Source organism: Streptomyces sp. NPDC051218, assembly GCF_044455475.1.
Lineage (GTDB): Bacteria > Actinomycetota > Actinomycetes > Streptomycetales > Streptomycetaceae > Streptomyces.
The window spans coordinates 458,623-484,523 of sequence record NZ_JBITEU010000005.1; the positions used below are offsets into that span (position 1 = coordinate 458,623).

24 protein-coding genes are annotated in these 25,901 nt (G+C 70.4%); 16 read left to right on the forward strand and 8 right to left on the reverse strand.

What is annotated here, in order from left to right:
- Window positions 1-55 precede the first annotated feature (55 nt).
- The 5 genes from ACIBCK_RS18345 to ACIBCK_RS18365 all read left to right on the forward strand — a co-directional run bounded on the left by ACIBCK_RS18345 (window position 56) and on the right by ACIBCK_RS18365 (window position 8,098).
- Window positions 56-2,017 (forward strand): Xaa-Pro dipeptidyl-peptidase, encoded by a 1,962-nt coding sequence (locus ACIBCK_RS18345; protein WP_399391370.1) that lies wholly within the window; start codon window positions 56-58, stop codon window positions 2,015-2,017.
- A complete protein-coding gene (locus ACIBCK_RS18350; protein WP_399391372.1) occupies window positions 2,014-3,312 on the forward strand; it encodes a M14 family metallocarboxypeptidase in 1,299 nt (432 codons plus the stop codon). Before ACIBCK_RS18345 ends, ACIBCK_RS18350 begins: the two co-directional genes overlap by 4 nt.
- Before the next feature lie 137 nt (window positions 3,313-3,449).
- Entirely contained in the window at window positions 3,450-5,114 is a 1,665-nt protein-coding gene (locus ACIBCK_RS18355) for a BCCT family transporter (protein WP_399391374.1), read from the forward strand.
- A 234-nt stretch (window positions 5,115-5,348) separates the two neighbouring features.
- Window positions 5,349-6,380 carry an oxidoreductase gene (locus tag ACIBCK_RS18360; RefSeq protein WP_399391376.1) on the forward strand — a complete coding sequence of 344 codons (1,032 nt, stop codon included), beginning with the start codon at window positions 5,349-5,351 and terminating at the stop codon, window positions 6,378-6,380.
- Window positions 6,381-6,454: 74 nt separating this feature from the next.
- Window positions 6,455-8,098 (forward strand): ABC-F family ATP-binding cassette domain-containing protein, encoded by a 1,644-nt coding sequence (locus tag ACIBCK_RS18365; protein WP_399391377.1) that lies wholly within the window; start codon window positions 6,455-6,457, stop codon window positions 8,096-8,098.
- A 38-nt stretch (window positions 8,099-8,136) separates the two neighbouring features.
- Here the strand turns inward: ACIBCK_RS18365 and ACIBCK_RS18370 are convergent, their stop codons facing one another.
- From ACIBCK_RS18370 to ACIBCK_RS18380, 3 genes are all read right to left on the reverse strand, one after another.
- Entirely contained in the window at window positions 8,137-10,512 is a 2,376-nt protein-coding gene (locus ACIBCK_RS18370; RefSeq protein ID WP_399391379.1) for a Tex family protein, read from the reverse strand.
- Window positions 10,513-10,575: 63 nt separating this feature from the next.
- Window positions 10,576-10,743, reverse strand: coding sequence for an LPFR motif small protein (locus ACIBCK_RS18375; protein ID WP_367046715.1), 168 nt, complete (start codon window positions 10,741-10,743; stop codon window positions 10,576-10,578).
- Between the two features lie 118 nt (window positions 10,744-10,861).
- The gene (locus ACIBCK_RS18380; RefSeq protein ID WP_399391381.1) at window positions 10,862-11,752 is read right to left on the reverse strand and encodes a hypothetical protein; all 891 of its coding nucleotides are present in this window, start codon (window positions 11,750-11,752) and stop codon (window positions 10,862-10,864) included.
- Window positions 11,753-11,878: 126 nt separating this feature from the next.
- Between ACIBCK_RS18380 and ACIBCK_RS18385 the strand changes: the two genes are divergently transcribed.
- Both ACIBCK_RS18385 and ACIBCK_RS18390 read left to right on the forward strand, forming a co-directional pair.
- Window positions 11,879-12,871, forward strand: coding sequence for a GlxA family transcriptional regulator (locus ACIBCK_RS18385; protein ID WP_399391383.1), 993 nt, complete (start codon window positions 11,879-11,881; stop codon window positions 12,869-12,871).
- Between the two features lie 7 nt (window positions 12,872-12,878).
- A complete protein-coding gene (locus ACIBCK_RS18390; protein WP_399391385.1) occupies window positions 12,879-13,511 on the forward strand; it encodes a DJ-1/PfpI family protein in 633 nt (210 codons plus the stop codon).
- On the opposite strand, the gene ACIBCK_RS18395 is transcribed toward ACIBCK_RS18390, so the two are convergent.
- Window positions 13,501-14,292: an enoyl-CoA hydratase/isomerase family protein gene (locus ACIBCK_RS18395; RefSeq protein ID WP_399391387.1), complete on the reverse strand. Its 792-nt coding sequence runs from the start codon at window positions 14,290-14,292 to the stop codon at window positions 13,501-13,503. The two genes, ACIBCK_RS18390 and ACIBCK_RS18395, sit on opposite strands and share 11 nt — an antisense overlap.
- A gap of 93 nt (window positions 14,293-14,385) precedes the next feature.
- On the opposite strand from ACIBCK_RS18395, the gene ACIBCK_RS18400 reads away from it, so the two are divergent.
- Window positions 14,386-15,075: an HdeD family acid-resistance protein gene (locus ACIBCK_RS18400; RefSeq protein ID WP_399391389.1), complete on the forward strand. Its 690-nt coding sequence runs from the start codon at window positions 14,386-14,388 to the stop codon at window positions 15,073-15,075.
- Window positions 15,076-15,206: 131 nt separating this feature from the next.
- Window positions 15,207-15,737 carry an ATP-binding protein gene (locus tag ACIBCK_RS18405; RefSeq protein WP_399391391.1) on the forward strand — a complete coding sequence of 177 codons (531 nt, stop codon included), beginning with the start codon at window positions 15,207-15,209 and terminating at the stop codon, window positions 15,735-15,737.
- Between the two features lies 1 nt (window position 15,738).
- Here the strand turns inward: ACIBCK_RS18405 and idi are convergent, their stop codons facing one another.
- From idi to ACIBCK_RS18425, 4 genes are all read right to left on the reverse strand, one after another.
- Window positions 15,739-16,332 carry an isopentenyl-diphosphate Delta-isomerase gene (gene idi / locus ACIBCK_RS18410; protein WP_399391393.1) on the reverse strand — a complete coding sequence of 198 codons (594 nt, stop codon included), beginning with the start codon at window positions 16,330-16,332 and terminating at the stop codon, window positions 15,739-15,741.
- A 92-nt stretch (window positions 16,333-16,424) separates the two neighbouring features.
- Window positions 16,425-17,351 carry a cation diffusion facilitator family transporter gene (locus tag ACIBCK_RS18415; RefSeq protein ID WP_399391394.1) on the reverse strand — a complete coding sequence of 309 codons (927 nt, stop codon included), beginning with the start codon at window positions 17,349-17,351 and terminating at the stop codon, window positions 16,425-16,427.
- A gap of 165 nt (window positions 17,352-17,516) precedes the next feature.
- A complete protein-coding gene (gene galE / locus ACIBCK_RS18420) occupies window positions 17,517-18,500 on the reverse strand; it encodes a UDP-glucose 4-epimerase GalE (protein WP_399391396.1) in 984 nt (327 codons plus the stop codon).
- A gap of 208 nt (window positions 18,501-18,708) precedes the next feature.
- Window positions 18,709-18,936, reverse strand: coding sequence for a hypothetical protein (locus ACIBCK_RS18425; RefSeq protein WP_399391398.1), 228 nt, complete (start codon window positions 18,934-18,936; stop codon window positions 18,709-18,711).
- On the opposite strand from ACIBCK_RS18425, the gene ACIBCK_RS18430 reads away from it, so the two are divergent.
- The 7 genes from ACIBCK_RS18430 (at window position 18,928) to ACIBCK_RS18460 (ending at window position 25,822) form a co-directional block, all read left to right on the forward strand.
- Window positions 18,928-20,571 carry a DUF5941 domain-containing protein gene (locus ACIBCK_RS18430; RefSeq protein WP_399391400.1) on the forward strand — a complete coding sequence of 548 codons (1,644 nt, stop codon included), beginning with the start codon at window positions 18,928-18,930 and terminating at the stop codon, window positions 20,569-20,571. The two genes, ACIBCK_RS18425 and ACIBCK_RS18430, sit on opposite strands and share 9 nt — an antisense overlap.
- Window positions 20,568-21,305, forward strand: a complete 738-nt coding sequence (locus ACIBCK_RS18435) for a sugar phosphate nucleotidyltransferase (RefSeq protein WP_399391402.1) — start codon at window positions 20,568-20,570, stop codon at window positions 21,303-21,305. Before ACIBCK_RS18430 ends, ACIBCK_RS18435 begins: the two co-directional genes overlap by 4 nt.
- Window positions 21,293-22,357 carry an iron-containing alcohol dehydrogenase family protein gene (locus ACIBCK_RS18440; RefSeq protein WP_399391404.1) on the forward strand — a complete coding sequence of 355 codons (1,065 nt, stop codon included), beginning with the start codon at window positions 21,293-21,295 and terminating at the stop codon, window positions 22,355-22,357. The genes ACIBCK_RS18435 and ACIBCK_RS18440 overlap by 13 nt, the downstream gene beginning before the upstream one ends.
- Complete coding sequence (locus ACIBCK_RS18445; protein WP_344524407.1) at window positions 22,335-23,114, forward strand: CDP-alcohol phosphatidyltransferase family protein; 780 nt, start codon at window positions 22,335-22,337, stop codon at window positions 23,112-23,114. The genes ACIBCK_RS18440 and ACIBCK_RS18445 overlap by 23 nt, the downstream gene beginning before the upstream one ends.
- Before the next feature lie 20 nt (window positions 23,115-23,134).
- Complete coding sequence (locus ACIBCK_RS18450; RefSeq protein ID WP_399391543.1) at window positions 23,135-24,007, forward strand: glycosyltransferase family 2 protein; 873 nt, start codon at window positions 23,135-23,137, stop codon at window positions 24,005-24,007.
- A gap of 95 nt (window positions 24,008-24,102) precedes the next feature.
- Window positions 24,103-25,041, forward strand: coding sequence for an ABC transporter permease (locus tag ACIBCK_RS18455; RefSeq protein ID WP_399391406.1), 939 nt, complete (start codon window positions 24,103-24,105; stop codon window positions 25,039-25,041).
- Entirely contained in the window at window positions 25,034-25,822 is a 789-nt protein-coding gene (locus tag ACIBCK_RS18460) for an ABC transporter ATP-binding protein (protein WP_399391407.1), read from the forward strand. The genes ACIBCK_RS18455 and ACIBCK_RS18460 overlap by 8 nt, the downstream gene beginning before the upstream one ends.
- The last annotated feature ends 79 nt before the right edge of the window (window positions 25,823-25,901 follow it).

The following is a 25,901-nucleotide window of genomic DNA, read 5'->3' on the forward strand; positions in this document are numbered from 1 at the left end:
ATCGGTGCGTACCGCCCTCTGTCGCGCGGGAGTTGACCGGTGTACCTTCCGCGCCATGCCGATACGTGCGCGTCGCACGCGCTTGTTCTGGAGAGCACTGCTGACGGCGGCCCTCGCCGCCCTGTTGGCCACGCTCGTGGCCCCGGGTCCCGCACAGGGGGCGCCGAGCGCCCCACGCGAGAGCAAGCCCGTCTACTCGTACGAGAGCGCGATCCGTGAATCCGTCTGGGTCGACACGAGGGTCGACGGGGACGGTGACGGGAAGTCCGACCGTGTCGCCGTCGACATCGTCCGGCCCCGCGAACCGGCCGCGCAGGGCCGGAAGATACCCGTGATCATGGACGCGAGCCCGTACTACTCCTGCTGCGGGCGCGGCAACGAGAGCCAGAAGAAGACGTACGACGCGAACGGCGACCCCGTCCAGTTCCCGCTCCACTACGACAACTACTTCGTCCCCCGCGGCTACGGATTCGTCGCCGTGGACCTCGCGGGAACGAACCGCTCCGACGGCTGCGTGGACGTCGGCGGCCGCTCCGACGTCCAGTCCGCCAAGGCCGTCGTCGACTGGCTGAACGGCAGGGCCCGCGGCTACACCACCCGTACCGGCGGCAAGAACACCAAGGCGACCTGGACGAACGGCGCCACCGGGATGATCGGCAAGAGCTACGACGGCACCGTCGCGCAGGGCGTGGCCGCCACCGGAGTGCGAGGTCTCAGGACCATCGTGCCGATCGGCGCGATCTCCTCCTGGTACGACTACTACTTCGCCAAGGGCGCCCCGCTCTACGACAGCGGCCCCGAGTGGCTCTCGGACTACGTGGAGAGCCCCGAGGCGAGAGCCCGCTGCGGCGCCGTACAGCAGCGGCTGATCGACGAGGCGCCCCGCACCGGCGACTGGACCCGGCTGTGGAGCGAGCGCGACCACGTCCCGGACGCGGACAAGGTGCGGGCCAGCGTCTTCGCCGTGCACGGCATGCAGGACCTGAACGTCCGGATGAAGCACTTCGGCCAATGGTGGGACGCGCTCGGCGACGCGGGCGTCGACCGCAAGGTGTGGCTCAGTCAGACCGGTCACGTCGATCCCTTCGACTTCCGTCGTGGTGAGTGGGTACGCACCCTGCACCGCTGGTTCGACCACGAACTCCTCGGCTACGACAACGGCATCGACCGCGAGCCCATGGCCGACATCGAGCGCGCGCCCGACCGGTGGACCACCGACCGCGTCTGGCCCCCGCGCGGCACGGGCACGGTCAAGCTCAGCCCCGGCAAGGGCACTTCACCCGGCGTCGGCACCCTCGGCACCCGCCGCGGCACCGGCAGCGAGACCTTCACCGACGACCCGAAACTGAGCGAGACCGACTGGGCCGCGCAGATCGGCACCTCCACCCCCTCGAAAGCCGGGTTCCTCAGCAAGCCGCTGAGCCGCGACCTGCGCCTGTCCGGTTCCTCCGAGGTGACCGTCACCGCCACCCCGACGACCCGCACCGCCCACCTCTCCGCGGTCCTGGTCGACCTCGGCCCCGCCACCATCCGCGACTACGCGAGCGCGGGCGAGGGCATCACCACGCTCCCGGAACGCACCTGCTGGGGCCCGAGCACCAGCGGTGACAGCTCCTGCTTCAAGGAGACGAAGGCGAAGACCGCCGACGTCGACCACACGATCTTCAGCCGCGGCTGGGCCGACCTCGGCAACTGGGCCGACGATCACAAGGGCCGCCCCCTCACGCCGGGCAAGATGCACACCATCACCCTCGACCTCGCCGCGAGCGACCACGTCGTACCGAAGGGCCACCGCCTCGCGCTGATCGTCGCGGGCACCGACAAGGACCTCATCGATCCCCCCGCCGACACCCCGACGCTCGCCATCGACCTCGCCCGTACCTCGGCGAAGGTGCCGCTCGTCGGCGGCGCCGACGCGTTCCGTACCGCCAAGACCGTCACCCCCCACGAGTCCCGTCTCGACGGCGTGGCCCCGCCGCGTCCGTTCCGCCCCGTACCTGGAGGCAGCACTTCATGAGAGCCCGCACCGGCCTCACGCCCCGCGTCCGCACCGTGGCGCTCGCCTGCGCCACCGTCGCGCTCGCCGCACCGCTCCTGACCGCGCCCGCGCAGGCGAAACCGTCCCCGCCCCGCACCGGGTTCGAGGAGAGCAACGGCGCACGCTGGACCAGTCAGCCGCAGGAGCAGAAGTTCCTCGCCGCCGTCGACAGGGCGAGCGACCGGGTCTCGGTGTCCCGCATCGGCACCACCAAGCAGGACCGGCCCGTGCAGCTGGTCCGCATCGGTGAACGCCCCACGAAGAACACGGTGTTGCTGATCTGCAGCCAGCACGGCGACGAGCCGTCGGGCCGCGACGCGTGTCTGTCGACCATCCGCGATCTCGCGTACGCGAAGGACAAGAAGACCCGCACGTTCCTCTCGCGCACCACGCTCCTCGTCGTTCCCACCGCCAACCCGGACGGCCGCGCCGCGAATACCCGAGGCAACTCCGACGGCGTCGACATCAACCGCGACCACATCTCCCTGCAGACCGCGGAAGCCCGCGCCATGGCCGCCGTCATACGCGACAGGAAGCCCGACTCCATCTACGACCTGCACGAGTACGGCGCAACCCCGAAGTACTACGACAAGGACCTCTTCGACCTGTGGCCGCGCAACCTCAACACCGACGAGGCGGTGCACAAGGAGGCGCAGACCCTGTCCGAGGCGTACGTCAGGCCGGCGGCCAACAAGTCGGGGTACACGACGGGGACCTATGGAATCTGGACGGATCCCGTGACCGGTGAGCCCGTCAAGCAGACGGCGGGCGACGGTCAGGAGCGCATCCTGCGCAACGTCTCCGGCATCAAGCACGCGGCGGGCCTGCTCATCGAGAGCCGTGTCGACCCCCTGACGGACGCCGAGAAGAAGGACGAGGCGCTGAACAACCGACGCCGCGTGAAGTCCCAACTCTCCGCGCTCGGCGGCCTGTTCGCCTACACCGACGAGAGGCGCGGCCAGTTGGAGGCGGCCACCGGCGCGGCCCGCATCGAAGGGTTCCGTGACCGCGGCCCCATCTATCTCGGCGGCGCGGACAACGACCCGGCCGAGCCCTCCGAAGTGATCCAGGACCCGCCCTGCGGTTACCGGCTCGACGCGGCCCAGTACGGCGACATAAAGGACGAACTCGCCCTGCACGGGGTCAAGGTAAGGCGGGACGGAGGGGGAGCCTATGTGCCGATGCGGCAGTCGGCGCGTTCTCTCGTACCGTTGCTCCTCGACGAGCGCGCTTCGTATCACCTCGTCACAGGTCGACCCGACACTGACTGTTGAGTAGGTGAGAGGTGCGTCACATGTGGTAGGGGGTAGCGGAGTACAGATATTGCACGTCGTCGACATCCGTGAAAGGTGCACTTGTGACGCAAGACCAGCAGAAATCGGACGACGGGGGAGGGGGAGGGGGAGCGATCATGACCCCGGCCCCCGGCGGCCGGACTCCGCAGACGGACCGGATCGTGTTCGGAGTGACGGCCGTGCTGACCCTGGCCTTCGTGGTCTGGGGCGCCGTGGCGACGGATTCCCTCCAGGACATCTCCACGGACATGCTCAACGGCCTGATGCACAACGGCGGCTGGTTCTTCATGCTGACCGCCAGCGGCTTCGTGGTCTTCGCGCTCTGGCTTGCCATCAGCCGGTACGGGAAGATCACCCTGGGCAAGGAGGGTGAGGCTCCGGAGTTCCGCACGGTGTCCTGGGTGGCGATGATGTTCAGCGCCGGCATGGGCATCGGCCTGATGTTCTACGGCGTGAGCGAGCCGCTCGCGCACTTCACGACGCCACCGCCGGGCACCGACCCCGCGGACTCGGCGGCGGCGATGGAAACCGCCATGGCCACCACCCTCTTCCACTGGACGCTCCACCCGTGGGCGATCTACGCGGTGGTGGGTCTTGCGATCGCGTACAGCACCTTCCGGCGCAACCGGCGCCAGACGATCAGTGCCGTGTTCACGCCGCTCATGGGCGAGAAGCGCGCCAACGGCGGCTGGGGCCGCGTCATCGACATCCTGGCCATCTTCGCCACGCTGTTCGGCTCGGCGGCCTCCCTCGGTCTCGGCGCGCTGCAGATCGGCAGTGGTGTCGAGGTGCTCGACTGGATGGAGAACGCCGGCACGGGTCTGCTCGTCGTCATCATCGCCGTGCTGAGCCTGGCCTTCGTGGCGTCCGCCGTCTCCGGTGTGGAGAAGGGCGTCCAGTGGCTGTCCAACATCAACATGGTGCTCGCCGGGCTTCTCGTGCTGTTCGTCTTCATCGCGGGCCCCACGGTCATCATGCTGGACATGCTGCCGACGTCCCTCGGCGCCTACTTCAACGACCTCCCGCAGCTGATGGGCCGCACCGAGGCCTCCAGCGGCAAGGGCGTCGCGGAGTGGCTCAGCGGCTGGACCGTCTTCTACTGGGCCTGGTGGATCTCGTGGACGCCCTTCGTGGGCATGTTCATCGCCAGGATCAGCCGGGGACGTACGATCCGCCAGTTCGTCGGCGGCGTCATCCTGGTGCCCAGCACCGTCAGCCTGATCTGGTTCGCCGTCTTCGGCGGCTCCGCCATGACGGTCAGCGAGCGGGGCGGCCTGAAGGACGAGACCACGCCCGAGGCCCAGCTGTTCGGCCTGCTGGCCGAGTACCCGATCGCCACGGCCACGAGCCTGCTCGTGATGATCCTCGTGGGCATCTTCTTCGTGTCGGGTGCCGACGCGGCGTCGATCGTGATGGGCACGCTCTCGCAGAAGGGCGCGCTCGAACCGGGCAAGCTCGTCGTCATCTTCTGGGGCATGGTGACGGGAGCCGTCGCCGCGATCATGCTGCTCATCGGTGACGGTTCCGACGACGCTCTGACCGGCCTACGAAATCTCACGATCCTGGTCGCGGCGCCCTTCACCCTGGTGATGATCGGGATGTGCGTGGCCCTGATGCGCGACCTGCGCCACGACCCGCTGATCGTCCGGGGCGAGCACGGCACGGAGGCCGTCGAGAAGGCCGTGATCGCGGGTCACGAGCAGTACGACGGTGACTTCGAGATCCGCATCGGCCCGAGCGAGAACGGGGACGAGGAGGAGGCTCCGACCAAGTCGGTCTGAGTTCGCACCACTTCAGGAGGCGGCCGCTTCGTTCGCGAGGCGCGCCGCCTCCTGCGCTCGTTCCGCGGCCGTCCGTCCAGCCGGGACGCGCCTTGTACTCCATCGACCATGCGTACGCCGGTCCGGGCCGGCCGGGGAGTCAACTCCTGGTACACGAAGAGGGGTTGAATCGCCCACATAGTGGAATGTGCCATGCCGTGCTCATATCGTCCCCCAGATGGGGATACTCACACCATGTCTGCCGAGTACGCGACCTTCGGTCTGGCACCGGCCATCCGCGCCGGTGGGGTCCTCGCCAACGGTGATGTCCAAGTCCACCGGGACTTCGTCGACTTCATCGTGAACGGGCGCCCGCTGCTGTTCCAGCTCTCCGACCTCGACGCGGTGTCCCCGCTCGCCTCCGACGTACCACCCGCGATCTTCACCCACCATGTGCGTGGACTCCTCCTGGAGGCCGAGGCGCCCCTGCTCGACCAACGGCACGTCATCTACGGCTGCCCCGAGTGCGAGGGCCTGGAGTGCGGGGCCGTCACGGCGGTCATCGAGCGGGCGCCGGACGGTACCGACACCTATGTGTGGCGGGACTTCGCCTGGCAGACGGCCGAGCGGGCCGACCTGACACTCAACGGCTACCACGGCATAGGGCCCTTCCACTTCCAGGGCGCCGAATACCGCGAGGCGCTACGGCAGTTGCTGGCCGACGGCGAACCCGCGGCGCGCCGCAGGGTGCTCCTGATCGGCGCCCGCGTCGCCGTCCTCGCCAAGCTCGCGGCGGCGCTGCGCACGATCGGTGTCGGCGCCGAGATCGCCGCGGACGCGGCGGGCGTGCCGCCGGACGAGCTGCGGACGTACGGGGCGGTGGTCTTCGGGCGCTCCGTTGCGGAGGGGACACGCGACGAGGTGCGCGCGGCGTTCGAGGGTGCGGGGCTCCACGTCGCGTACGTCGACGGCCTCGCCCCGATCATCCCGCTCCTGGTCGCCCAGATAGAACACGCTCTGGACCGCAGCCCGTTGGCGCAACGCCGCCTGACCCGGCTCGGCGCCTCGAACGGCACGGCGGACGTGGAGATCACCTCGACCTGCCGGGTCCAGCTCATCGCGTACCGCCTGGACAGACTCTCCCGCACCCAGATCCACCAGGTCTTCGACGGAGTCCTGGAGCCGGGCGAGCACCGCGTGTCCCTGGACGCGAAGGCGACCAAGGGCGAATCGTTCGTGGTGGCCCGCACGACGGACAGCGTCCTGACGGCGCCGATAGGGAGGTAGCGCGCGAGCCCCGGGGCGGGCCGGTCGTGCCGCTGGATGGGCGGGTCCCCGCCTCGCCTAAACTCGACCCCCTGATGACCGCAACCCTCGTCGCCAAGAATCTCGCCGCCGGCCACGGCGACCGCTCTCTCTTCTCCGCCCTGGAGCTGGTCGTCGCCCCCGGTGACGTCATCGGGCTCGTCGGTGCCAACGGCGCCGGCAAGTCGACCCTGCTCCGTCTCCTCGCGGGGCTCGACACCCCGGAGAGCGGTGAGCTGCGCCTCTCGCCGCCCACCGCGGCTGTGGGGCACCTCCCGCAGGAGCCCGACCGCCGCCCCGGCGAGTCCATCCGCGCCTTCCTGGCCCGCCGCACCGGCGTGGCCGAGGCCCAGCGGACCATGGACGAGGCCACGCAGGGCCTGGTCGACGGAACCCCGGGCGCCGACGACGCGTACGCCCTCAGCCTGGAGCGCTGGCTGGCGCTCGGCGGCGCCGACCTGGACGAGCGGGCGGAGGAGGTCGCCGCCTCCCTCGGCCTCGACGTCAGCCTGGATCAGCCGATGACCTCCCTCTCCGGCGGCCAGGCCGCCCGCGCGGGCCTCGCCTCGCTGCTCCTGTCCCGCTACGACGTGTTCCTCCTGGACGAGCCGACCAACGACCTCGACCTCGCGGGCCTCGAACGCCTGGAGAGCTTCGTCCGCGGACTGCGCGCCGGCACGGTCGTCGTCAGCCACGACCGCGAGTTCCTCGCCCGCACGGTCACCAAGGTCCTCGAACTCGACCTCGCCCAGCAGCAGATCAACCTCTACGGCGGCGGTTACGACGCCTATCTGGAGGAGCGCGACGTCGCGCGCAGGCACGCCCGCGACGAGTTCGAGGAGTACGCCGACAAGAAGTCCGCCCTGGAAGGCCGCGCCCAGATGCAGCGGAACTGGATGGACAAGGGCGTCAAGAACGCCCGCCGCAAGGCGGGCGACAACGACAAGCTCGGCCGGAACTTCCGCAGCGACGCCAGCGAGAAGCAGGCGGCGAAGGCACGCCAGACGCAGCGCATGATCGAGCGGCTCGACGTCGTCGAGGAGCCCCGCAAGGAGTGGGAGCTGCGCATGGAGATCGCGTCGGCGCCGCGCTCCGGCAGCGTCGTCGCCACCCTCCGCGACGCCGAGGTGCACCGTGGCCACTTCACGCTCGGCCCGGTGACGCTGCAGATCGACTGGGCGGACCGAGTGGCGATCACCGGTGCCAACGGCTCCGGCAAGTCGACCCTGCTCGGCACCCTGCTGGGCCGCATCTCGACGGACGCGGGGCATGCGGCCCTCGGTTCGGGCGTGCTCGTCGGCGAGGTGGACCAGGCCCGTGCGCTGTTCCACGGCCCCGAGTCGCTCCTGGACGCGTTCTGCGCGGCCGTGCCCGACACCGAACCGGCCGAAGTCCGCACCCTGCTCGCCAAGTTCGGCCTGAAGGCGGCACACGTCCTGCGCCCGGCGGCCACGCTCTCCCCGGGCGAACGCACCCGCGCGGGCCTGGCCCTGCTCCAGGGCAGGGGCGTCAACCTCCTGGTCCTCGACGAGCCGACCAACCACCTCGACCTGCCGGCGATCGAGCAACTGGAGGCGGCCCTCGACGCGTACGAGGGCACGCTGCTCCTGGTGACGCACGACCGCAGGATGCTGGACGCCGTCCGTGTCACGCGGCGCCTGGAGGTGACGGAGGGCAAGGTGACCGAGCTGTCACCCTGACCTCCGCCGACTCCAAGGACGCCCCGGCCTTCCCTGGATCAGCGCTTCTTGGGGTCCAGGAGTCCGGCCCGCCGCAGCGCGTCCGCCATCGCGTCATTGGCCGGCGGCGGGCCCTGCCGCTCCTTGCGCTGACCCTGACCGCCGCCCTGCTGCCGCGGGGGCCGCTGTCCCCGCTGCTGCGGCGGGCGCCCGCCGCGCTTGGGCTGCTCGTCACCGGCGGGCGCCGCCTCATCGTCCAGGCGCAGCGTCAGCGAGATCCGCTTGCGCGGGATGTCGACGTCCATCACCTTCACCTTGACGATGTCGCCCGGCTTCACCACGTCACGCGGGTCCTTGACGAACGTCCTGGACATCGCGGAGACATGGACGAGCCCGTCCTGGTGGACGCCGATGTCCACGAAGGCTCCGAACGCCGCCACGTTCGTGACGACCCCCTCCAGGACCATCCCGGACGCGAGGTCGGAGATCTTCTCGACACCGTCCTTGAAGGTCGCCGTCTTGAAGGCGGGACGCGGGTCGCGACCCGGCTTCTCCAGCTCCTTCAGGATGTCGCTCACGGTGGGCAGACCGAAGGACTCGTCCACGAAATCGTCCGCCCGGAGCGAGCGCAGCGTCCCTGTGTCGCCGATCAGCGAGGCGACCTCGCCGCCCGTCTTCTTCGCCATCTTGCGCACCACGGGATACGCCTCGGGGTGCACGCTCGACGCGTCCAGCGGGTCGTCGCCGCCCCGGATGCGCAGGAAGCCCGCGCACTGCTCGTACGCCTTGGGGCCGAGCCGTGCCACGTCCTTGAGGCCCTTGCGGGAGGAGAAGGGGCCGTTCGCATCGCGGTGCGACACGATGTTCTCCGCGAGGCCCGCGCCGATGCCGGAGACCCGGGAGAGCAGCGGGGCGGACGCGGTGTTCACGTCCACGCCGACGCCGTTCACACAGTCCTCCACGACCGCGTCCAGCGAGCGGGACAGCTTCACCTCGGAGAGGTCGTGCTGGTACTGGCCGACGCCGATGGACTTCGGGTCGATCTTCACCAGCTCGGCGAGCGGGTCCTGAAGCCGCCGGGCGATCGACACGGCGCCGCGCAGCGACACGTCCATGTCGGGCAGCTCCTGCGAGGCGAAGGCCGACGCGGAGTACACCGAGGCGCCCGCCTCGGAGACCATCACCTTCGTGAGGTTCAACTCCGGGTGCTTCGTGATGAGTTCACCGGCCAGCTTGTCCGTCTCGCGGGACGCCGTGCCGTTCCCGATCGCGATCAGGTCGACCGAGTGCTCCTTGGCGAGCTTCGCGAGCGTGGCCAGGGACTGGTCCCACTTGTTCGCCGGGACGTGCGGGTTGATGACGTCGGTGGCGACGACCTTGCCGGTCGCGTCGACCACGGCGACCTTCACACCCGTACGGAAACCGGGGTCGAGCCCCAGCGTCGCGCGCGTGCCCGCCGGTGCGGCGAGCAGCAGGTCGCGCAGGTTCGACGCGAAGACGCGGACGGCCTCGTCCTCCGCGGCCGTACGAAGGCGCAGGCGCAGGTCGATCCCCAGGTGCACCAGGATGCGGGTCCGCCACGACCAACGCACCGTGTCCTGCAGCCACTTGTCGGCCGGACGGCCGCGGTCCACGATGCCGAAGCGGTGGGCGACCATCCCCTCGTACGAGGACGGGCCCTCCGTGGCCTCCTCCGGTTCGAGGACGAGGTCGAGGACGTCCTCCTTCTCGCCGCGCAGCATCGCGAGGACGCGGTGCGAGGGGAGCTCCTTGAAGGGCTCGGCGAAGTCGAAGTAGTCGGCGAACTTGGCGCCCGCCTCCTCCTTGCCCGCGCGGACCTTCGCGGCGAGGCGGCCGCGCACCCACATGCGCTCGCGCAGCTCGCCGATCAGGTCGGCGTCCTCGGAGAACCGCTCGGCGAGGATCGCGCGCGCCCCGTCCAGGGCGGCCTGCGGGTCTGCGACGCCCTTGTCGGCGTCCACGAAGGCGGTGGCCGCGGCGAGCGGCTCCACGGACGGGTCGCCGAGCAGCCCGTCGGCCAGCGGCTCGAGCCCCGCCTCACGGGCGATCTGCGCCTTCGTACGACGCTTCGGCTTGAACGGCAGGTAGATGTCCTCGAGGCGCGCCTTCGTCTCCGCCGCGCGGATCTGCGCCTCGAGCTCGTCGGTGAGCTTGCCCTGCTCGCGCACCGATTCGAGGATCGCCGCACGCCGCTCCTCGAGCTCCCGCAGATAGCGCAGCCGTTCCTCGAGCGTGCGCAGCTGCGCGTCGTCGAGCATCTCGGTCGCTTCCTTGCGGTAGCGAGCGATGAAGGGCACCGTCGAGCCGCCGTCGAGCAGGTCGACGGCGGCCTTCACCTGCCGCTCCCTCACGCCGAGTTCTTCGGCGATCCTGCTTTCGATCGATGCTGGAGTGGACGTCTGCAGAGGTGCCACGTTTCCCGCCTTCTCACTGGGGTTGCGGGGCAATTGTGGCAGGTGGCACCGACAGCGGGGGGATCAGACCCGGCGTGCCCGCCCGGGGCGGCGTCCCGACCGGCGCCCGCCTCGCCGGGTGGAGCTCGAGGCACCGCCGAAGAGCCGGGCAACGGCGCGGAACGGCAGCGTCACCACGGTGGCGAGTGCCGCGCCGATCTGACGCAGGACATCTGCGATCGCTCGGAACACGGGATTTCCCCTTTCGTCGCCCGCTCCCGCGCCAAGCGCGCGGGGCCGGAGACGAACGGGTACCTCGCCCGGCGCCGTCCATGCCTGCGCCAAGGCGCTGCCTGTTCGGCGGGCCCGCCTACTCCTTGCCGAGCAGATCCGCGGGGAACGCCCCGGCCTGGAGCGCCGCTCCCGCGAACACGGTCCCCAGCTCCGTCAGACGCTCCACGCCGGCCGCGCCCAGGTGCTCGTACGGCGCCCGGTCGAGGCGGTCCGTCGCCTCCTCGACCTCCTGGCGCAGCGCGGCTCCCGCTTCCGTCAACTCGGAGAGTCCGTCGTGCAGGCCGCGGGCGCGGAGCCGCTCCACGGCGGCGTCCCAGTCGTCCTGGTTCCAGCCGCGCGTGGTGAAGTTCCACTTCGGCGTCATGCCCTTGCCGGTCGCCGTGTGGCTCACCAGCGCCTCCAGGCCGTCGAGTTCGGCGTACTGGAGGGCGGTGAGGTGCCCGTCGCCCCGGTGCTCGCGCAGCAGCGTCGCGGCGTGCCAGAGCGCGAGGTGCGGCTGCTCGGGTACGGGCAGGTCCGCGTGGGCGGCGTAGAGCGGGCGTGCGGAACGGGAGCACGCCTCGGTGGCGCGCAGCGCGAGCTCGGCGGCCTCCGCCATCTCCGGGGACGCGAGGGCTTCCTCTCCGAGGAGGCGCCGCAGCGTCGAATCGACGGCACGCGCGCGTGCCGCGAGGACGTCCTTGGGGGACGCGGTGCTCCAGATGCCGGGCACGTGCCGGGCGACGGTCTCGTGCTTGTAGTTGTAGAACGCCGCCGTGACCACTCCGGCGCCGACCGGACCCATCGCCGCCGTGCGCACGGCGAAATTGACGGCCCGGGGGTGGGTGATCCCGAGCTCGCCCAGTTCGCGCCCCACATCGGGCGAGAAGTAGTGCGTCGAGTGCAGCGAGTTCAGCACGGTGTGACACCGACGACCCGCGCGCGGGTGCGGCGCCGCGGCCGGGGTGGGAGGCGTAAGAGAAGTCATGACCGCACGTTACCGACTGGTTGGTATGACGTGAAGTCCGGGGGCGCCCCACTCGGACCCGTCCATGGCAGGAAAGGAGGGGCATTCGGCATTGCGGCCATCACGACCGGGGTCAACAATCAGGGCATGGAGCAGCGAACTGTCCTGGTCGTCCTCTTCGACGGGGTCCAGAGCCTCGATGTCACGGGGCCGGTGGAGGTCTTCGCGGGCGCCGCCGCCTGCCGCGGCGGTGACGTCCCGGCGTACCGCATCCGCACGGCGTCCCTGGACGGCGCTCCCGTACGCACCTCCAGCGGACTCACGCTCGTCCCGGACTCGTCCCTCCCGGACGCCCCCGTGCCGCACACCCTGCTCGTCCCGGGCGGCCACGGCAGCCGCGAGGCCGACCCCCGCCTGATCGACTGGCTGCGCACGAACGCACCGCGCGCGCAGCGCCTCGTCTCGGTCTGCACCGGCGCCATCCTCTTCGCCGAGGCCGGGCTCCTGGACGGCCGCCGGGTGGCGACCCACTGGGCGTACTGCGCCCAGCTCGCCCGCGACCATCCCACCATCGAGGTCGACCCCGACCCGATCTTCGTCCGTGACGGTCATGTCGCGACCTCCGCGGGCGTGACGGCCGGCATCGACCTGGCCCTGGCCCTCGTGGAGGAGGATCTGAGCCGCGACGAGGCACTGACGGTCGCGCGCTACCTCGTGGTCTTCCTGCGGCGTCCGGGGAACCAGGCACAGTTCAGCGCCCAGCTCTCCGCGCAGACCGCACAGCGCGAGCCCTTGCGCGAGGTCCAGCAGTGGATCACCGAACACCCGGACGAGAACCTCTGCGTCGAGTCGCTCGCCGCCCGCGCCCGGCTCTCGCCCCGGCACTTCGCGCGGGCGTTCCAGACGGAGACGGGGATGACGCCGGGCAAGTACGTCGAGCGCGTGCGCGTCGAGCACGCGCGCCGTCTCCTGGAGGACACCTCCCACGGCGTCGAGGAGGTCTCGCGCGCCTGCGGCTACGGCACCCCGGAAGCGATGCGCCGCGCCTTCGTCAAGACCCTCGGCGCGGCGCCCGCCGAGTACCGGCGGCGCTTCCACGCCCCTCTCGCACCTCGGCGGGCCACCGCCCTCAACGGATAGGTACTCCATGCAGATCGCCATCGCCCTGTTCGAACGCTTCACCGCCCTGGACGCGGTCGGCCCCTACGAGACCCTCAGCCGCATGCCCGGCGCCGAGACCCTCTTCGTGGCCGAGCGCCCCGGCCCGGTGCGCAACGACAACGGCTCCCTCGCGCTCGTCGCCGACCAGGCCTTCGCCGACGTACCCACCCCCGACGTCGTGGTCGTCCCCGGCGGCCCCGGGCAGAGCGAGCACATGGCGGACGAGGCGCTCCTGGGCTGGCTGCGGTCCGCCGACGCCACCAGCACCTGGACCACGTCCGTGTGCACCGGGTCCCTCCTGCTCGCCGCCGCCGGGCTCCTCAAGGGGCGGCGTGCCACCTCGCACTGGCTCGCCCTCGCGGAGCTGGAAAGGTTCGGCGCCACGTCCACGGAGGAGCGCGTGGTGTTCGACGGCAAGTACGTGACGGCGGCCGGGGTCTCCTCCGGCATCGACATGGGGCTCGCACTGATCGGCCGGATCGCGGGCGAGGAAGCGGCCCAGGTCGTGCAGCTCCTCACGGAGTACGACCCCCAGCCGCCTTACGACGCCGGCTCCCCGCACAAGGCGCCCGCGCACCTCGTCGAGAAGTTCCGCGCGGGCAGCCGCTTCAGCCAGTAGCGCCGTCGGCGGGAGAGCTGTCGCCGAAAGAGCCGCCGCCGGGAGTCCAGGTGAAGTGCGGCTCGCGGCGCTCCAGGAACGCGGTGACGCCCTCGGCGGTGTCGCCGCCCTCGCGCGCCTGCCCGGTCCAGTACGGGTCCCGATCCGTGTGCCCCGCGGCGAACTCCTTGGCCGCGGCCTGCGTCAGCTGCGAGCGCGAGGCAAGGACCCTGGTGAACTCGGCGACCCGCTTGTCCAGTTCCCCCGCGGGCAGCACCTCGTCCACGAGACCGGTGCGCAGCGCGCGCCCCGCGTCGATCAACTCTCCCGAGAACAAGAGGTACTTGGCGGTCGCGGGCCCCACGAGCGACACCAGCCGCCGGGTGGACGACGAGGGATAGACGATCCCCAGCTTCGCCGGAGTGATGCCGAACAGCGCTCCCTCGTCCGCGAAGCGCAGATCGCAGGCCGCGGCCAGCTGACTTCCCCCGCCCACGCAGTAGCCGCGCACCGCGGCCAGCGTCGGCTTCGGAAAGGCCGCGAGCGCCTCCTCCGCCCGTACCGCCAGATCCTGCGCCGCACCGGGCGCCTCCCGCAGCGAGGAGATGTCGGCCCCCGCGCAGAACGTCCCGCCCTCGCCGGTCAGCACGACCGCCCGTACGGCCGGATCGGCGGCGAGCCCGGCGAGCAGCGGCGGCACCTGCCGCCACATGTCCGCCGTCATGGCGTTGCGCTTCGCCGGATGGTCGATGACGACGGTGGCGACGCCGTGCGTGACGGCCTGCCTCAGCTGCGGCTCCATGCGCAGGATGCTAACCGCACTACTCGAACGTACGATCAAGAAGGGGCGGCCCTGAGAACTCTGCGCACCGGGGGAAGCAGGACGGAGACGCTGATGGCCCGATCCAAGAGCGCCAAGACCGCCACGAGCGCCAAGACCTCCCCGACGGACGCCCAGGGCGCCAAGCAGCTCAGCCGCAGTCTGGGCTGGCTCGCCCTGCTGGGCGCGATCCTCGCGGTGGCGGGGATCGTCGGCCTCGTCTACACGGGCGTCGCCACCCTCACCTCCATGCTGCTCTTCGGCTGGCTGCTCCTGATCGGCGGCGCGGTCGGTCTGCTGCACGCGGTGCAGTCGCGCGGCACGAACTTCTTCTGGCTCGGCGTGGTCGTGGCGGCCCTGAACCTCGCGGCGGGAGTCGTGATCATCCGCAGGCCGGAAGTGGCTGCGGAGGCGCTGACGATGTTCGCCGCGCTGCTCTTCCTGACCGGTGGTGTCTTCCGTCTTGTCGGCAGCCTGGTGGTGCGCGGCCCGCAGTTCGGCTGGACGCTCGTACAGGGCGCCTTCGGCCTGCTGCTCGGCATCCTGGTGCTCGCCAACTGGCCGAGCAGCAGCCAGTACGTGATCGGTTGTTTCTTCTCGCTCGCACTGCTCTTCGACGGCCTCGGCCTGCTCGCCACCGGCCTGGGCGGGCGCCGGATCGTGAGCATGGTCGCCGATGACCGGCCGCCGCACGGGCCGAACGACCCGAGCGGCCCGGACGAGCCGAGCGGCCCGAACAACCCGTACAAGCCGAAGAACGCTTGAAAGCGAAACCGCGCGGACAGGACAAGTCGCTCGACCGACATGTTCGGGCGTCAGCGATCAAATGCCGTCGATAGTCGCTGACTTCTGGTCAGTCCTACGGTCCGGACCAGGACATTCCCAACACTCGATGCGTGGTGACAATCGAGCGCAAGGGCGGCGACCCGACGATGGGCGACGACGGCGGGAGTGGGCCCGCCCCTCTCCCTCGGGAGGCCGCGAAGGTGCCCTACGAAGGCGTATGGCGGTTCACCGCCGCCGCCGTGGACGCCTCCGTGCCCCAGGCCCGGCACGCGGTACGCGACCTGCTCGTCCGGCAGGGCGTGCCCGTTTCGGACGACGTCGTGCAGGGCCTGCTCCTGATCGTCTCCGAACTGGTCACCAACGCGGTGCGGCACGCGGCCCTGCTCTCGCCGATGCTCGCGGTGGAGGTGGCGGTCGGCGCCGAGTGGGTGCGGGTCTCCGTGGAGGACGACCACCCCTACCGCCCGACCGCCCTGGTGGCCGACCACGGCCAGACCGGCGGCCGCGGCCTTCTCCTCGTGCGCGAGATCACCCAGGAGGCGGGCGGCGCCTGCGACGTCGAACACACCGCGAGCGGGGGCAAGGTCATCTGGGCGGCCCTGCCCCTGAAGCCCAACGGCTCCGCCCCGGACGGGGATTGACTCACCAGCCCGCGGCAGGCCCCGTCAGCTCCCTGATCGCGGGCCGCGCCGCGTCGAGGACGGTCATGAACCACGCGGAGAACGGCCCCTGCGCATGCCGCTCCGCCAGCTCGGCGGCCGTCACGAACGCGGTCTCGCCGACCTCGGACGCGTCGGGCCGCAGCGGCGACTGGACCATCCCCACGAAGAGATGGTTGAACTCCTGCTCCACCAGGCCCGAGTCGGGGTCCGGGTGGTTGTAGCGCACCGTGCCCGCCTCGGCGAGCAGTGAGGGCGAGACGCCCAGCTCCTCGTACGTCCGGCGCGCGGCGGCCGCGAACGGCGCCTCGCCGGGGTACGGGTGGCCGCAGCAGGTGTTCGACCAGACGCCGGGGGAGTGGTACTTGCCCAGGGCGCGCTGCTGCAACAACAGCCGCCCCTGCTCGTCGAAGAGGAAAACGGAGAACGCCCGGTGCAGCTGCCCGGGCGCCTGATGCGCGGAGAGTTTCTCCGCCGTGCCGATCGTCCTGCCGTCCTCGTCGACGAGTTCCAGCAAGATCGCTTCTCCGGTGCCGTTCGACGAGTTGTTCGCCGCGGTGGCAGGTGTGGTCGGCATACGCATCCTTCGCTTCGGGCTTCGAACCTCAAGTCTGCCGTACGCGACCGGCCCTACCGGCAAGGAACCACCGGAAGCCACCCTCACCGGTGTCAGTGGCAGAGCTTCGCCTCGTGCTCGGCGTGGCCGACCGGCTCCAACTGGAAGGTGCAGTGCTCCACGTCGAAGTGGTCGCCCAGGCATCCCTGCAGTTCGTGCAGCATCTTCTCGTGGCCGATCGCGTTCAGCGTCTCCGTGCTGACGACCACATGTGCGGAGAGGACGGGCATCCCCGAAGTGATGGTCCAGGCGTGCAGGTCGTGGACGTCCTCGACGCCCGGCAGATCCAGTATGTGCGAGCGGACCTCGCCCATGTCGACGCCCTTGGGCGCGGACTCCAGGAGCACGTTCAGGGTCTCGCGCAGCAGCTTCACCGTACGCGGGACGATCATCAGGCCGATGACGAGCGAGGCGATCGGGTCCGCCGCCTGCCAGCCGGTGGTCAGGATGAGCACGGCCGCGACGATCACGGCCAGGGAGCCGAGCGCGTCGGCCATGACCTCCAGGAAGGCGCCGCGCACGTTCAGGCTGTCCTTCTGGCCGCGCATCAGGAGCGAGAGGGAGATCATGTTCGCCACCAGGCCGATGACGCCGAAGACGATGGTCAGTCCGCCCTCGGTGTCGGCGGGCGTGATGAACCGCTGGATCGCCTCGAACAGGACGTAGCCGCCGACGCCGAGCAGCAGCAGACAGTTGGCGAGCGCGGCCAGGATCTCGGCGCGGGCGTAGCCGAAGGTGCGGTTCTCCGTCGCCGGGCGGCTCGCGAACTGGATCGCGAGCAGCGCCATGCCGAGGCCGAGCGCGTCCGTCGCCATGTGCGTCGCGTCCGCGATGAGCGCGAGCGAATCCGCCATGATGCCGCCGACGATCTCGACCACCATGACGGTGATCGTGATGGAGAGCGCGATGCGCAGCCGCCCCCGGTACGCCGCCGTCGCCGTCCCCCCATGTGTGTGTCCGTGATCGTGCCCAGCCCCCATGGAAGCCGCCTCCGTGTGCTCGGTATCGGTCTTCTGTTCCCTGGTCGCGCGTCTGTCGCGATCACAGTGAACTACGGGTGGGGGGTATCCGGCAACACGGCACTGAACACCGTTGTCATATGCTCTGACCTGCGGAAATGTCCGCAGGTCAGAGCGCTGACGTGATCAGGTGCGGAGCGCCTCGGGGTGGTGGAGGCACCAACCCGCCCACGCGGACTCGACCATCTCGCGTACCCCGCGCCGCGCCTTCCAGCCCAGCGCGTCGGCGGCCAGGCCCGCGTCCGCGACGGCGCGCGGGGCGTCACCGTCGCGGCGCGGCTCGACGATGGCGGGGCGGTCGTCGCCGGACACCTCGCCGATGAGCGTGACGAGTTCGCGTACGGAAACACCCTCGCCGCGGCCGATGTTCACCGTCAGGTCGCCCTCGGGGTGCGCCTGGACGCGGCGGGCCGCCGCGAGGTGGGCGTCGGCGAGGTCGGCGACGTGGATGTAGTCACGGACGCAGGTGCCGTCCGGGGTCGGGTGGTCGGCACCGAAGATCCGCGGCGCCTCGTCACGGGTGAGCCGGTCGAAGACCATCGGGATCACGTTGAAGACCCCGGTGTCCGCGAGCTCGGGGGTGGCTGCCCCCGCCACGTTGAAGTAGCGCAAGCACACGGTCGCGATGGAGTGCGCACGCCCGGCGGCCCGCACCAGCCACTCACCGGCGAGCTTCGTCTCGCCGTAGGGGTTGATCGGCACGCAGGGCGTGTCCTCCGTCACCAGGTCCACGTCCGGCGGGTTGCCGTACACCGCGGCCGACGAGGAGAAGACGAACCGCTTGATGCCGGCCTCGGCCACCGCGTCAAGCAGCGTCACCAGGCCGCCGACGTTCTCCCGGTAGTAGCGCAGCGGCTGCTCCACGGACTCGCCGACCTGCTTGCGGGCCGCGAGATGCACCACACCCGTCACCCCGTGCTCGGCGAACACCCGCCGCAGCAGCTCGCCGTCGAGTGAGGAGCCCCGCACGAGAGGGATGTCCGCGGGGAGACGCTCCGGCACCCCGGACGAGACGTCGTCAAGGACGACGACCCGCTCCCCGGCGCCGGCCATCGCCCGCGCCACATGTGCCCCGATATAGCCCGCCCCGCCTGTGATCATCCATGTCATGGGCGTCGACTTTATGTCGTTTGTGCCGGTCGCATGAAGCGCGGTTTGTGGGTGCCGCCTCCCATCGACCATGATGATCGAGTCGGCACGGGCCCTGGCAGGCCGTGCTTGTCGGGCCGTAAACGGGCGGTGAACGCCCGCTTCCCGTCATCCGATAGCCTCTGCCGACGTGCCGCCCGGCCGCTGCCGGCCAGGGGCGCGCCCCTCATCACGCACGTGCCCGGCGCGAGCCGCGCCGGCAATCAAGGAGTGAGTTCGTCTGTCGACCGCCATCCTGACCGGTCAGCCGGTCCCCGGGTCGCCGCTCGAAGGCGATCTGCGGTCCCTGGGGTTTGACGTCCGGGTCGCCTCCGACGCTGCGGACACCGAAGCGCTGCTCGCCGCCGTCCCCGCCGGGCAGCGGGTCGCGGTCGTCGACGCGCGCTTCGTGGGCCACGTCCACGCGCTCCGCCTCGGCCTGACCGACCCGCGCTTCGCCGCGTCGGCCGTTCACGGCGCCGTCACCGCGCAGCCCGAGGCCCGCGCCGACCTGACGCGCGCCCTGCACGCCACCACCGTCGCCGGCAACGGCGGCGGCTCCGCCGTGGTCGTCGAGGCGCTCGCGGACCAGGTGGCCCAGGCGATCGAAGCCGAGGGCCGCGCCCTGCACCGCCCCGACCTCGGCACCCTCGTCGCCACCGTGCCCAGCGATCCGCAGACGCGGAACGAGGCACGCCAGGCCGTCGCCGCCGTGGACGACGAAGCCGTACGTCTGCGGACCGCGGTCAAGTCGCGGGACGGCTTCTTCACGACGTACTGCATCTCTCCCTACTCGCGCCACATCGCCCGCTGGTGCGCGCGTCGCGGCCTCACCCCGAACCAGGTCACCACCGCCTCGCTGCTCGTCGCCCTGATCGCGGCGGGCTGCGCGGCCACCGGCACCCGCGGCGGCTTCGTCGCGGCCGGACTCCTGCTCCTCTTCTCCTTCGTCCTGGACTGCACGGACGGGCAGCTCGCCCGCTACTCCCTGCAGTACTCGACGCTGGGCGCCTGGCTCGACGCGACCTTCGACCGCGCCAAGGAGTACGCCTACTACGCGGGCCTCGCGCTCGGCGCCGCCCGCGGTGGCGACGACGTATGGGCGCTCGCGCTCGGCGCGATGGTGCTGCAGACCTGCCGGCATGTCGTGGACTTCTCCTTCAACGAGGCGAACCACGACGCCACCGCCAACACCAGCCCCACCGCGGCCCTCTCCGACAAGCTCGACAGTGTCGGCTGGACGGTCTGGCTGCGCCGCATGATCGTGCTGCCGATCGGCGAGCGCTGGGCGCTGATCGCCGTGCTCACCGCGGTGACCACCCCGCGCATCACGCTGATCGTCCTGCTCATCGGCTGCGGCCTCGCCGCCTGCTACACCACGGCGGGCCGCGTCCTGCGCTCGCTGACCCGCAGGGCGACCCGTACCGACCGTGCCGCGCAGGCACTCGCGGACCTCGCCGACACCGGACCGCTCGCCTCAGCCTTCGCGGCACTCGGGCTCCGCGGACCGTCGCTGCCCGCGCCCGTCCTCGCCTTCGTCGGCGGGGCGGCCCTCGCCTGCGTGGCGGGACTCACGTCGTACGGCAGCCCGTGGGTCGTCGTCGCCGCGGTGATCTACGTCATTACTTCAGGGCTCGCCGTTGCCCGCCCCCTCAAGGGCGCCCTCGACTGGCTCGTCCCGCCGTTCTTCCGCGCGGCCGAGTACGGGACGATCCTGCTGCTCGCCGCCAACGCGGACGTGAACGGTGCCTTGCCCGCGGCTTTCGGGCTCGTGTCCGCTGTCGCCTACCATCACTACGACACGGTGTACCGCATTCGCGGCGACGCAGGCGCGCCGCCGCACTGGCTGGTGCGGGCGATCGGCGGGCATGAGGGCAGGACGCTGCTGGTCGCTCTCGCCGCCGCTCTGCTCACCGACACAGATTTCACCGTCGCGCTCACGGCTCTCGCCGTGGCCGTGGCACTCGTGGTGCTCGTCGAGAGCATCCGCTATTGGGTGACCGCTCACAAGCGCGGAGCACCCGCCGTACACGATGAAGGAGAACCCGCATGATCGGCCTCGTGCTGGCGGCCGGCGCCGGACGGCGTCTTCGCCCCTACACCGACACGCTCCCCAAGGCCCTGGTGCCGGTCGACGGTGACACCACCATCCTCGACCTGACCCTCGGCAACTTCGCGGAGATCGGTCTGACCGAGGTCGCGATCATCGTCGGCTACAAGAAGGAGGCGGTCTACGACCGCAAGGCGGAGCTCGAGGAGAAGTACGGCCTCAAGCTCACGCTGATCGACAACGACAAGGCAGAGGAGTGGAACAACGCCTACTCCCTCTGGTGCGGTCGTGACGCGATCAAGCACACGGTGATCCTCGCCAACGGCGACACCGTGCACCCCGTCTCCGTCGAGAAGACGCTGCTCGCCGCCCGCGGCGACGGCAAGAAGATCATCCTCGCCCTCGACACGGTGAAGAACCTCGCCGACGAGGAGATGAAGGTCATCGTGGACCCCGAGAAGGGCGTCCAGAAGATCACCAAGCTGATGGACCCCGCGAGCGCCACCGGTGAGTACATCGGTGTCACGCTCATCGAGGGCGACGCCGCCGAGCAGCTGGCCGACGCCCTGAAGACGACCTTCGAGCGCGACCCCGACCTCTACTACGAGGACGGCTACCAGGAGCTCGTCAACCGCGGCTTCAAGATCGACGTGGAGCCGATCGGCGACGTCAAGTGGGTCGAGATCGACAACCACGACGACCTCGCCAAGGGGCGGGAGATCGCGTGCCAGTACTGACGAGGCTCATCCCCTCGCCGGTCGTCGTGGACATCCGGCCGGGGGCGCTCAACGACCTGGCCGGTGTCCTCGCGGACCAGCGGATCTGCTCGTCCACCGGCAAGCTCGCCATCGCGATCAGCGGCGGCTCCGGCGCGGTGCTCCGGCAGCGGCTCGAACCGTCGCTGCCCACCGCCGAGTGGTTCGAGGTCGGCGGCGGCACGCTCGATGACGCCATCAAGCTCGCCGACGCCATCAAGAAGGGCCGCTACGACGCGGTCGTCGGCCTCGGCGGCGGCAAGATCATCGACTGCGCCAAGTTCGCCGCGGCGCGCGTCGGCCTGCCGCTGGTCGCCGTCGCGACGAACCTGTCGCACGACGGTCTGTGCTCGCCGGTCGCCACGCTCGACAACGACGCGGGCCGCGGCTCGTACGGAGTGCCGAATCCCATCGCGGTCGTCATCGACCTCGACGTGATCCGCGAGGCCCCCGTACGGTTCGTGCGCTCCGGCATCGGCGACGCCCTGTCCAACATCTCCGCGATCGCGGACTGGGAGCTCGCGGCGCGCGAGCGCGGCGAGGACATCGACGGACTCGCGGCCGCGATGGCGCGCCAGGCCGGCGAGGCCGTCCTGCGCCACCCCGGTGGCGTCGGCGACGACGGCTTCCTGCAGGTCCTCGCCGAGGGTCTGGTCCTCACCGGCATCGCGATGTCCGTGTCGGGCGACTCCCGCCCGGCGTCCGGCGCCTGCCACGAGATCAACCACGCCTTCGACCTCCTCTTCCCCAAGCGCGCTGCCAGCCACGGCGAGCAGTGCGGCCTGGGCGCGGCCTTCGCGATGTTCCTGCGTGGAGCGCGCGAGGAGTCGCTGTACATGGTGGAGGTGCTGCGCAGGCACGGCCTCCCCGTGACGCCGGAGGAGATCGGCTTCACCGTGGACGAGTTCGTCCAGGTCGTGGAGTACGCCCCGCAGACGCGCCCCGGGCGCTACACGATCCTCGAGCACCTCAATCTGAATTCCGACCAGATCAAGGACGCATACGCCGACTATGCCAAGGCCATCGGTAGCTGAACTCCGCCCCGTCGTTCACCCCGCAGGGGTGAAGGACCGGCGCAGCGGTGAGCACTGGGCGGGACGCCTGTACATGCGAGAGATCTCGCTGCGCTGCGACCGCTACCTGGTGAACACCAGGATCACGCCCAACCAGCTCACGTATCTGATGACCGTGGCCGGCGCCCTCGCCGCCCCGGCGCTTCTGGTGCCGGGGATCACGGGCGCCGTGCTCGGCGTGATCATGGTCCAGCTGTATCTCCTGCTCGACTGCGTCGACGGCGAGATCGCCCGCTGGCGCAAGCAGTACTCCATGGCCGGGGTCTACCTGGACCGCGTCGCCGCCTATCTGTGCGACGCCGCGGTCCTGGTCGGCTTCGGTCTGCGCGCCGCCGACCTGTGGGGCTCGGGCCGTATCGACTGGCTGTGGGCCTTCCTCGGCACGCTCGCCGCGCTCGGCGCCATCCTGATCAAGGCGGAGACCGACCTCGTCGGTGTCGCCCGCCACCAGCAGGGCCTCGCGCCGGTCAAGGAGTCGGCCTCCGAGCCGCGCTCCTCCGGCATGGCCCTGGCGCGCAAAGCCGCGGGCGCGCTGAAGTTCCACCGGCTCGTGCTCGGCATCGAGGCGTCCCTGCTGATCCTGGTCCTCGCGATCGTGGACTCGGTCCGGGGCGACCTGCTCTTCTCGCGGATCGGTGTCGCCGTCCTGGCCGGCATCGCGATGCTGCAGACCCTGCTGCACCTCGTGTCCATCCTCGCCTCCAGCAGGCTCAAGTGAGTGCGGCGGGGAGCCGGCCCCTGAAGGTCGGCGCGGTCATCATCACCATGGGCAACCGGCCGCAGGAGCTGCGCGCCCTGCTCGACTCGGTCGCCAAGCAGGACGGCGACCCGGTCGAGGTGGTGGTCGTCGGCAACGGCGCCCCCGTGCCCGAGGTCCCCGATGGCGTACGCACCGTCGAGCTGCCGGAGAACCTCGGCATCCCCGGCGGTCGCAACGTCGGCATCGAGGCCTTCGGCCCCGGCGGCACCGACGTCGACGTCCTTCTCTTCCTCGACGACGACGGCCTCCTGGCCAACACGGACACGGCCCAGCTGTGCCGCGAGGCCTTCGCCGCCGACCCGAAGCTCGGCATCATCAGCTTCCGCATCGCCGACCCGGACACGGGGGAGACCCAGCGCCGGCACGTGCCGCGCCTGCGGGCATCCGACCCGATGCACTCCTCCCGCGTGACCACCTTCCTCGGCGGCGCCAACGCCGTCCGTACGCAGGTCATGGCCGAGGTCGGCGGCCTGCCCGACGAGTTCTTCTACGCCCACGAGGAGACCGACCTCGCCTGGCGTGCCCTGGACGCGGGCTGGATGATCGACTACCGCGCCGACATGGTGCTCTTCCACCCCACGACGGCCCCCTCGCGGCACGCGGTCTACCACCGGATGGTCGCCCGCAACCGCGTCTGGCTGGCCCGCCGCAACCTGCCCGCGCTCCTGGTCCCGGTCTACCTTGGTGTGTGGATGCTCCTGACCCTGGCCAGGAAGCCCTCGCGCCCCGCGCTCAGGGCCTGGTTCGGCGGCTTCAAGGAGGGCTGGACGACGCCCTGCGGACCTCGTAAGCCGATGAGGTGGCGTACGGTGTGGCGCCTGACCCGACTGGGCCGACCTCCCGTCATCTGACAAGCTCGGGTCTGAGAACATCTGGGCCATACTCCGGTCCCTGGCCCACGCCTACGCCCGACCGGCTGCGCATCTGAAGACGAAAGTTTCCACTCGTGAGTGAGACAACGCATGACGGCGGGGTCGCGGTGACCGCGCCTCCGTCGCCCGATGACGGGCTCTCCCGGGCCGATCTCGCCGCCAAGTACGGTCTGACCGTCAGTGGCGCACGGCCCGGACTTTTCGAGTACGTCAACCAGCTCTGGGGACGGCGCCACTTCATCATCGCCTTCTCCCAGGCGAAGCTGACCGCCCAGTACAGCCAGGCCAAGCTCGGCCAGCTGTGGCAGGTGGCGACGCCGCTCCTCAACGCCGCGGTCTACTTCTTCATCTTCGGACTGCTGCTCGGCGCCCGGGACGGCATTCCGCACCACATCTACGTGCCGTTCCTGGTCACCGGTGTCTTCGTCTTCACGTTCACGCAGAGCTCGGTCATGGCGGGCGTGCGGGCGATCTCCGGCAACCTCGGCCTGGTCAGGGCCCTGCATTTCCCACGGGCCTCGCTGCCGATCTCCTTCGCGCTCCAGCAGCTGCAGCAGCTGCTGTTCTCGATGATCGTGCTGGTCATCATCATGTGTGCGTTCGGGATCTTCCCCGCCCTGTCCTGGTTCCTGGTCCTGCCGGCGCTGCTGCTGCAGTTCGTCTTCAACATGGGCCTGGCGCTGATCTTCGCCCGGATGGGCAGCAAGACGCCCGACCTGGCGCAGCTGATGCCGTTCGTGATGCGGACCTGGATGTACGCGTCGGGCGTGATGTTCAGCATCCCCGCCATGCTCGCGACCAAGGAGAGCGTGCCCAGCTGGATCGGGGACGTCCTCCAGTGGAACCCGGCCGCGGTCTACATGGACCTGATCCGCTTCGCCATGATCGACGACTACGGCAAGGAGTACCTGCCGGAGCACGTGTGGTTCATCGCCGGCGGCTGGGCGGTCCTGTTCGGCGTGGTCGGCTTCGTGTACTTCTGGAAGGCTGAGGAGCGTTACGGCCGTGGCTGACGAAGACAAGAGCGTCGACAGGACGCACATCCCCACCGTCATCGCCGACGAGCTGCACATCGTCTACCGCGTGAACGGCGCGAAGACGGGCAAGGGCAGCGCCACCTCCGCGCTGAGCCGCATCCTCAAGCGCGGCGAGGAGCGGGGCGTGCGCAAGGTGCACGCCGTGCGCGGCGTCAGCTTCACCTCCTACCGCGGCGAGGCCATCGGCCTGATCGGCTCGAACGGCTCCGGCAAGTCGACCCTGCTCCGCGCCATCGCGGGCCTGCTGCCCGCCGAGAAGGGCAAGGTCTACACCGACGGCCAGCCCTCGCTGCTCGGCGTCAACGCGGCCCTGATGAACGACCTGACGGGCGAGCGGAACGTCATACTCGGCGGGCTCGCGATGGGCATGACACGCGAGCAGATCAGGGACCGCTACCAGGACATCGTCGACTTCTCGGGCATCAACGAGAAGGGTGACTTCATCACCCTGCCGATGCGTACGTACTCCTCCGGCATGGCGGCCCGTCTGCGCTTCTCCATCGCGGCCGCCAAGGACCACGACGTACTGATGATCGACGAGGCGCTCGCGACGGGCGACCGGAAGTTCCAGAAGCGCTCCGAGGCCCGCATCCGCGAGCTCCGCAAGGAGGCCGGCACGGTCTTCCTCGTCAGTCACAACAACAAATCCATCCGTGACACCTGTGACCGCGTCCTGTGGCTGGAACGCGGTGAGCTGCGCATGGACGGACCGACCGACGAGGTCATCAAGGAGTACGAGAAGTTCACGGGCAAATAGCCCACCGCGTACGCCCGAATGGGTCAGGGCCCCGCCGGAGTCAACCTGGCGGGGCCCTGCCGCGTCCTGAGTGTTCGGC

Excerpts from the sequence above, each read along its gene's own strand:
- ACIBCK_RS18345 (WP_399391370.1), top strand. The coding sequence starts at position 56 with ATGCCGATACGTGCGCGTCGCACGCGCTTGTTCTGGAGAGCACTGCTG.
- ACIBCK_RS18350 (WP_399391372.1), top strand. The coding sequence starts at position 2,014 with ATGAGAGCCCGCACCGGCCTCACGCCCCGCGTCCGCACCGTGGCGCTC.
- ACIBCK_RS18355 (WP_399391374.1), top strand. The coding sequence starts at position 3,450 with ATGACCCCGGCCCCCGGCGGCCGGACTCCGCAGACGGACCGGATCGTG.
- ACIBCK_RS18360 (WP_399391376.1), top strand. The coding sequence starts at position 5,349 with ATGTCTGCCGAGTACGCGACCTTCGGTCTGGCACCGGCCATCCGCGCC.
- ACIBCK_RS18365 (WP_399391377.1), top strand. The coding sequence starts at position 6,455 with ATGACCGCAACCCTCGTCGCCAAGAATCTCGCCGCCGGCCACGGCGAC.
- ACIBCK_RS18380 (WP_399391381.1), bottom strand. The coding sequence starts at position 11,752 with ATGACTTCTCTTACGCCTCCCACCCCGGCCGCGGCGCCGCACCCGCGC.
- ACIBCK_RS18385 (WP_399391383.1), top strand. The coding sequence starts at position 11,879 with ATGGAGCAGCGAACTGTCCTGGTCGTCCTCTTCGACGGGGTCCAGAGC.
- ACIBCK_RS18390 (WP_399391385.1), top strand. The coding sequence starts at position 12,879 with ATGCAGATCGCCATCGCCCTGTTCGAACGCTTCACCGCCCTGGACGCG.
- ACIBCK_RS18395 (WP_399391387.1), bottom strand. The coding sequence starts at position 14,292 with ATGGAGCCGCAGCTGAGGCAGGCCGTCACGCACGGCGTCGCCACCGTC.
- ACIBCK_RS18400 (WP_399391389.1), top strand. The coding sequence starts at position 14,386 with ATGGCCCGATCCAAGAGCGCCAAGACCGCCACGAGCGCCAAGACCTCC.
- idi (WP_399391393.1), bottom strand. The coding sequence starts at position 16,332 with ATGCCGACCACACCTGCCACCGCGGCGAACAACTCGTCGAACGGCACC.
- ACIBCK_RS18415 (WP_399391394.1), bottom strand. The coding sequence starts at position 17,351 with ATGGGGGCTGGGCACGATCACGGACACACACATGGGGGGACGGCGACG.
- galE (WP_399391396.1), bottom strand. The coding sequence starts at position 18,500 with ATGACATGGATGATCACAGGCGGGGCGGGCTATATCGGGGCACATGTG.
- ACIBCK_RS18435 (WP_399391402.1), top strand. The coding sequence starts at position 20,568 with ATGATCGGCCTCGTGCTGGCGGCCGGCGCCGGACGGCGTCTTCGCCCC.
- ACIBCK_RS18445 (WP_344524407.1), top strand. The coding sequence starts at position 22,335 with ATGCCAAGGCCATCGGTAGCTGAACTCCGCCCCGTCGTTCACCCCGCA.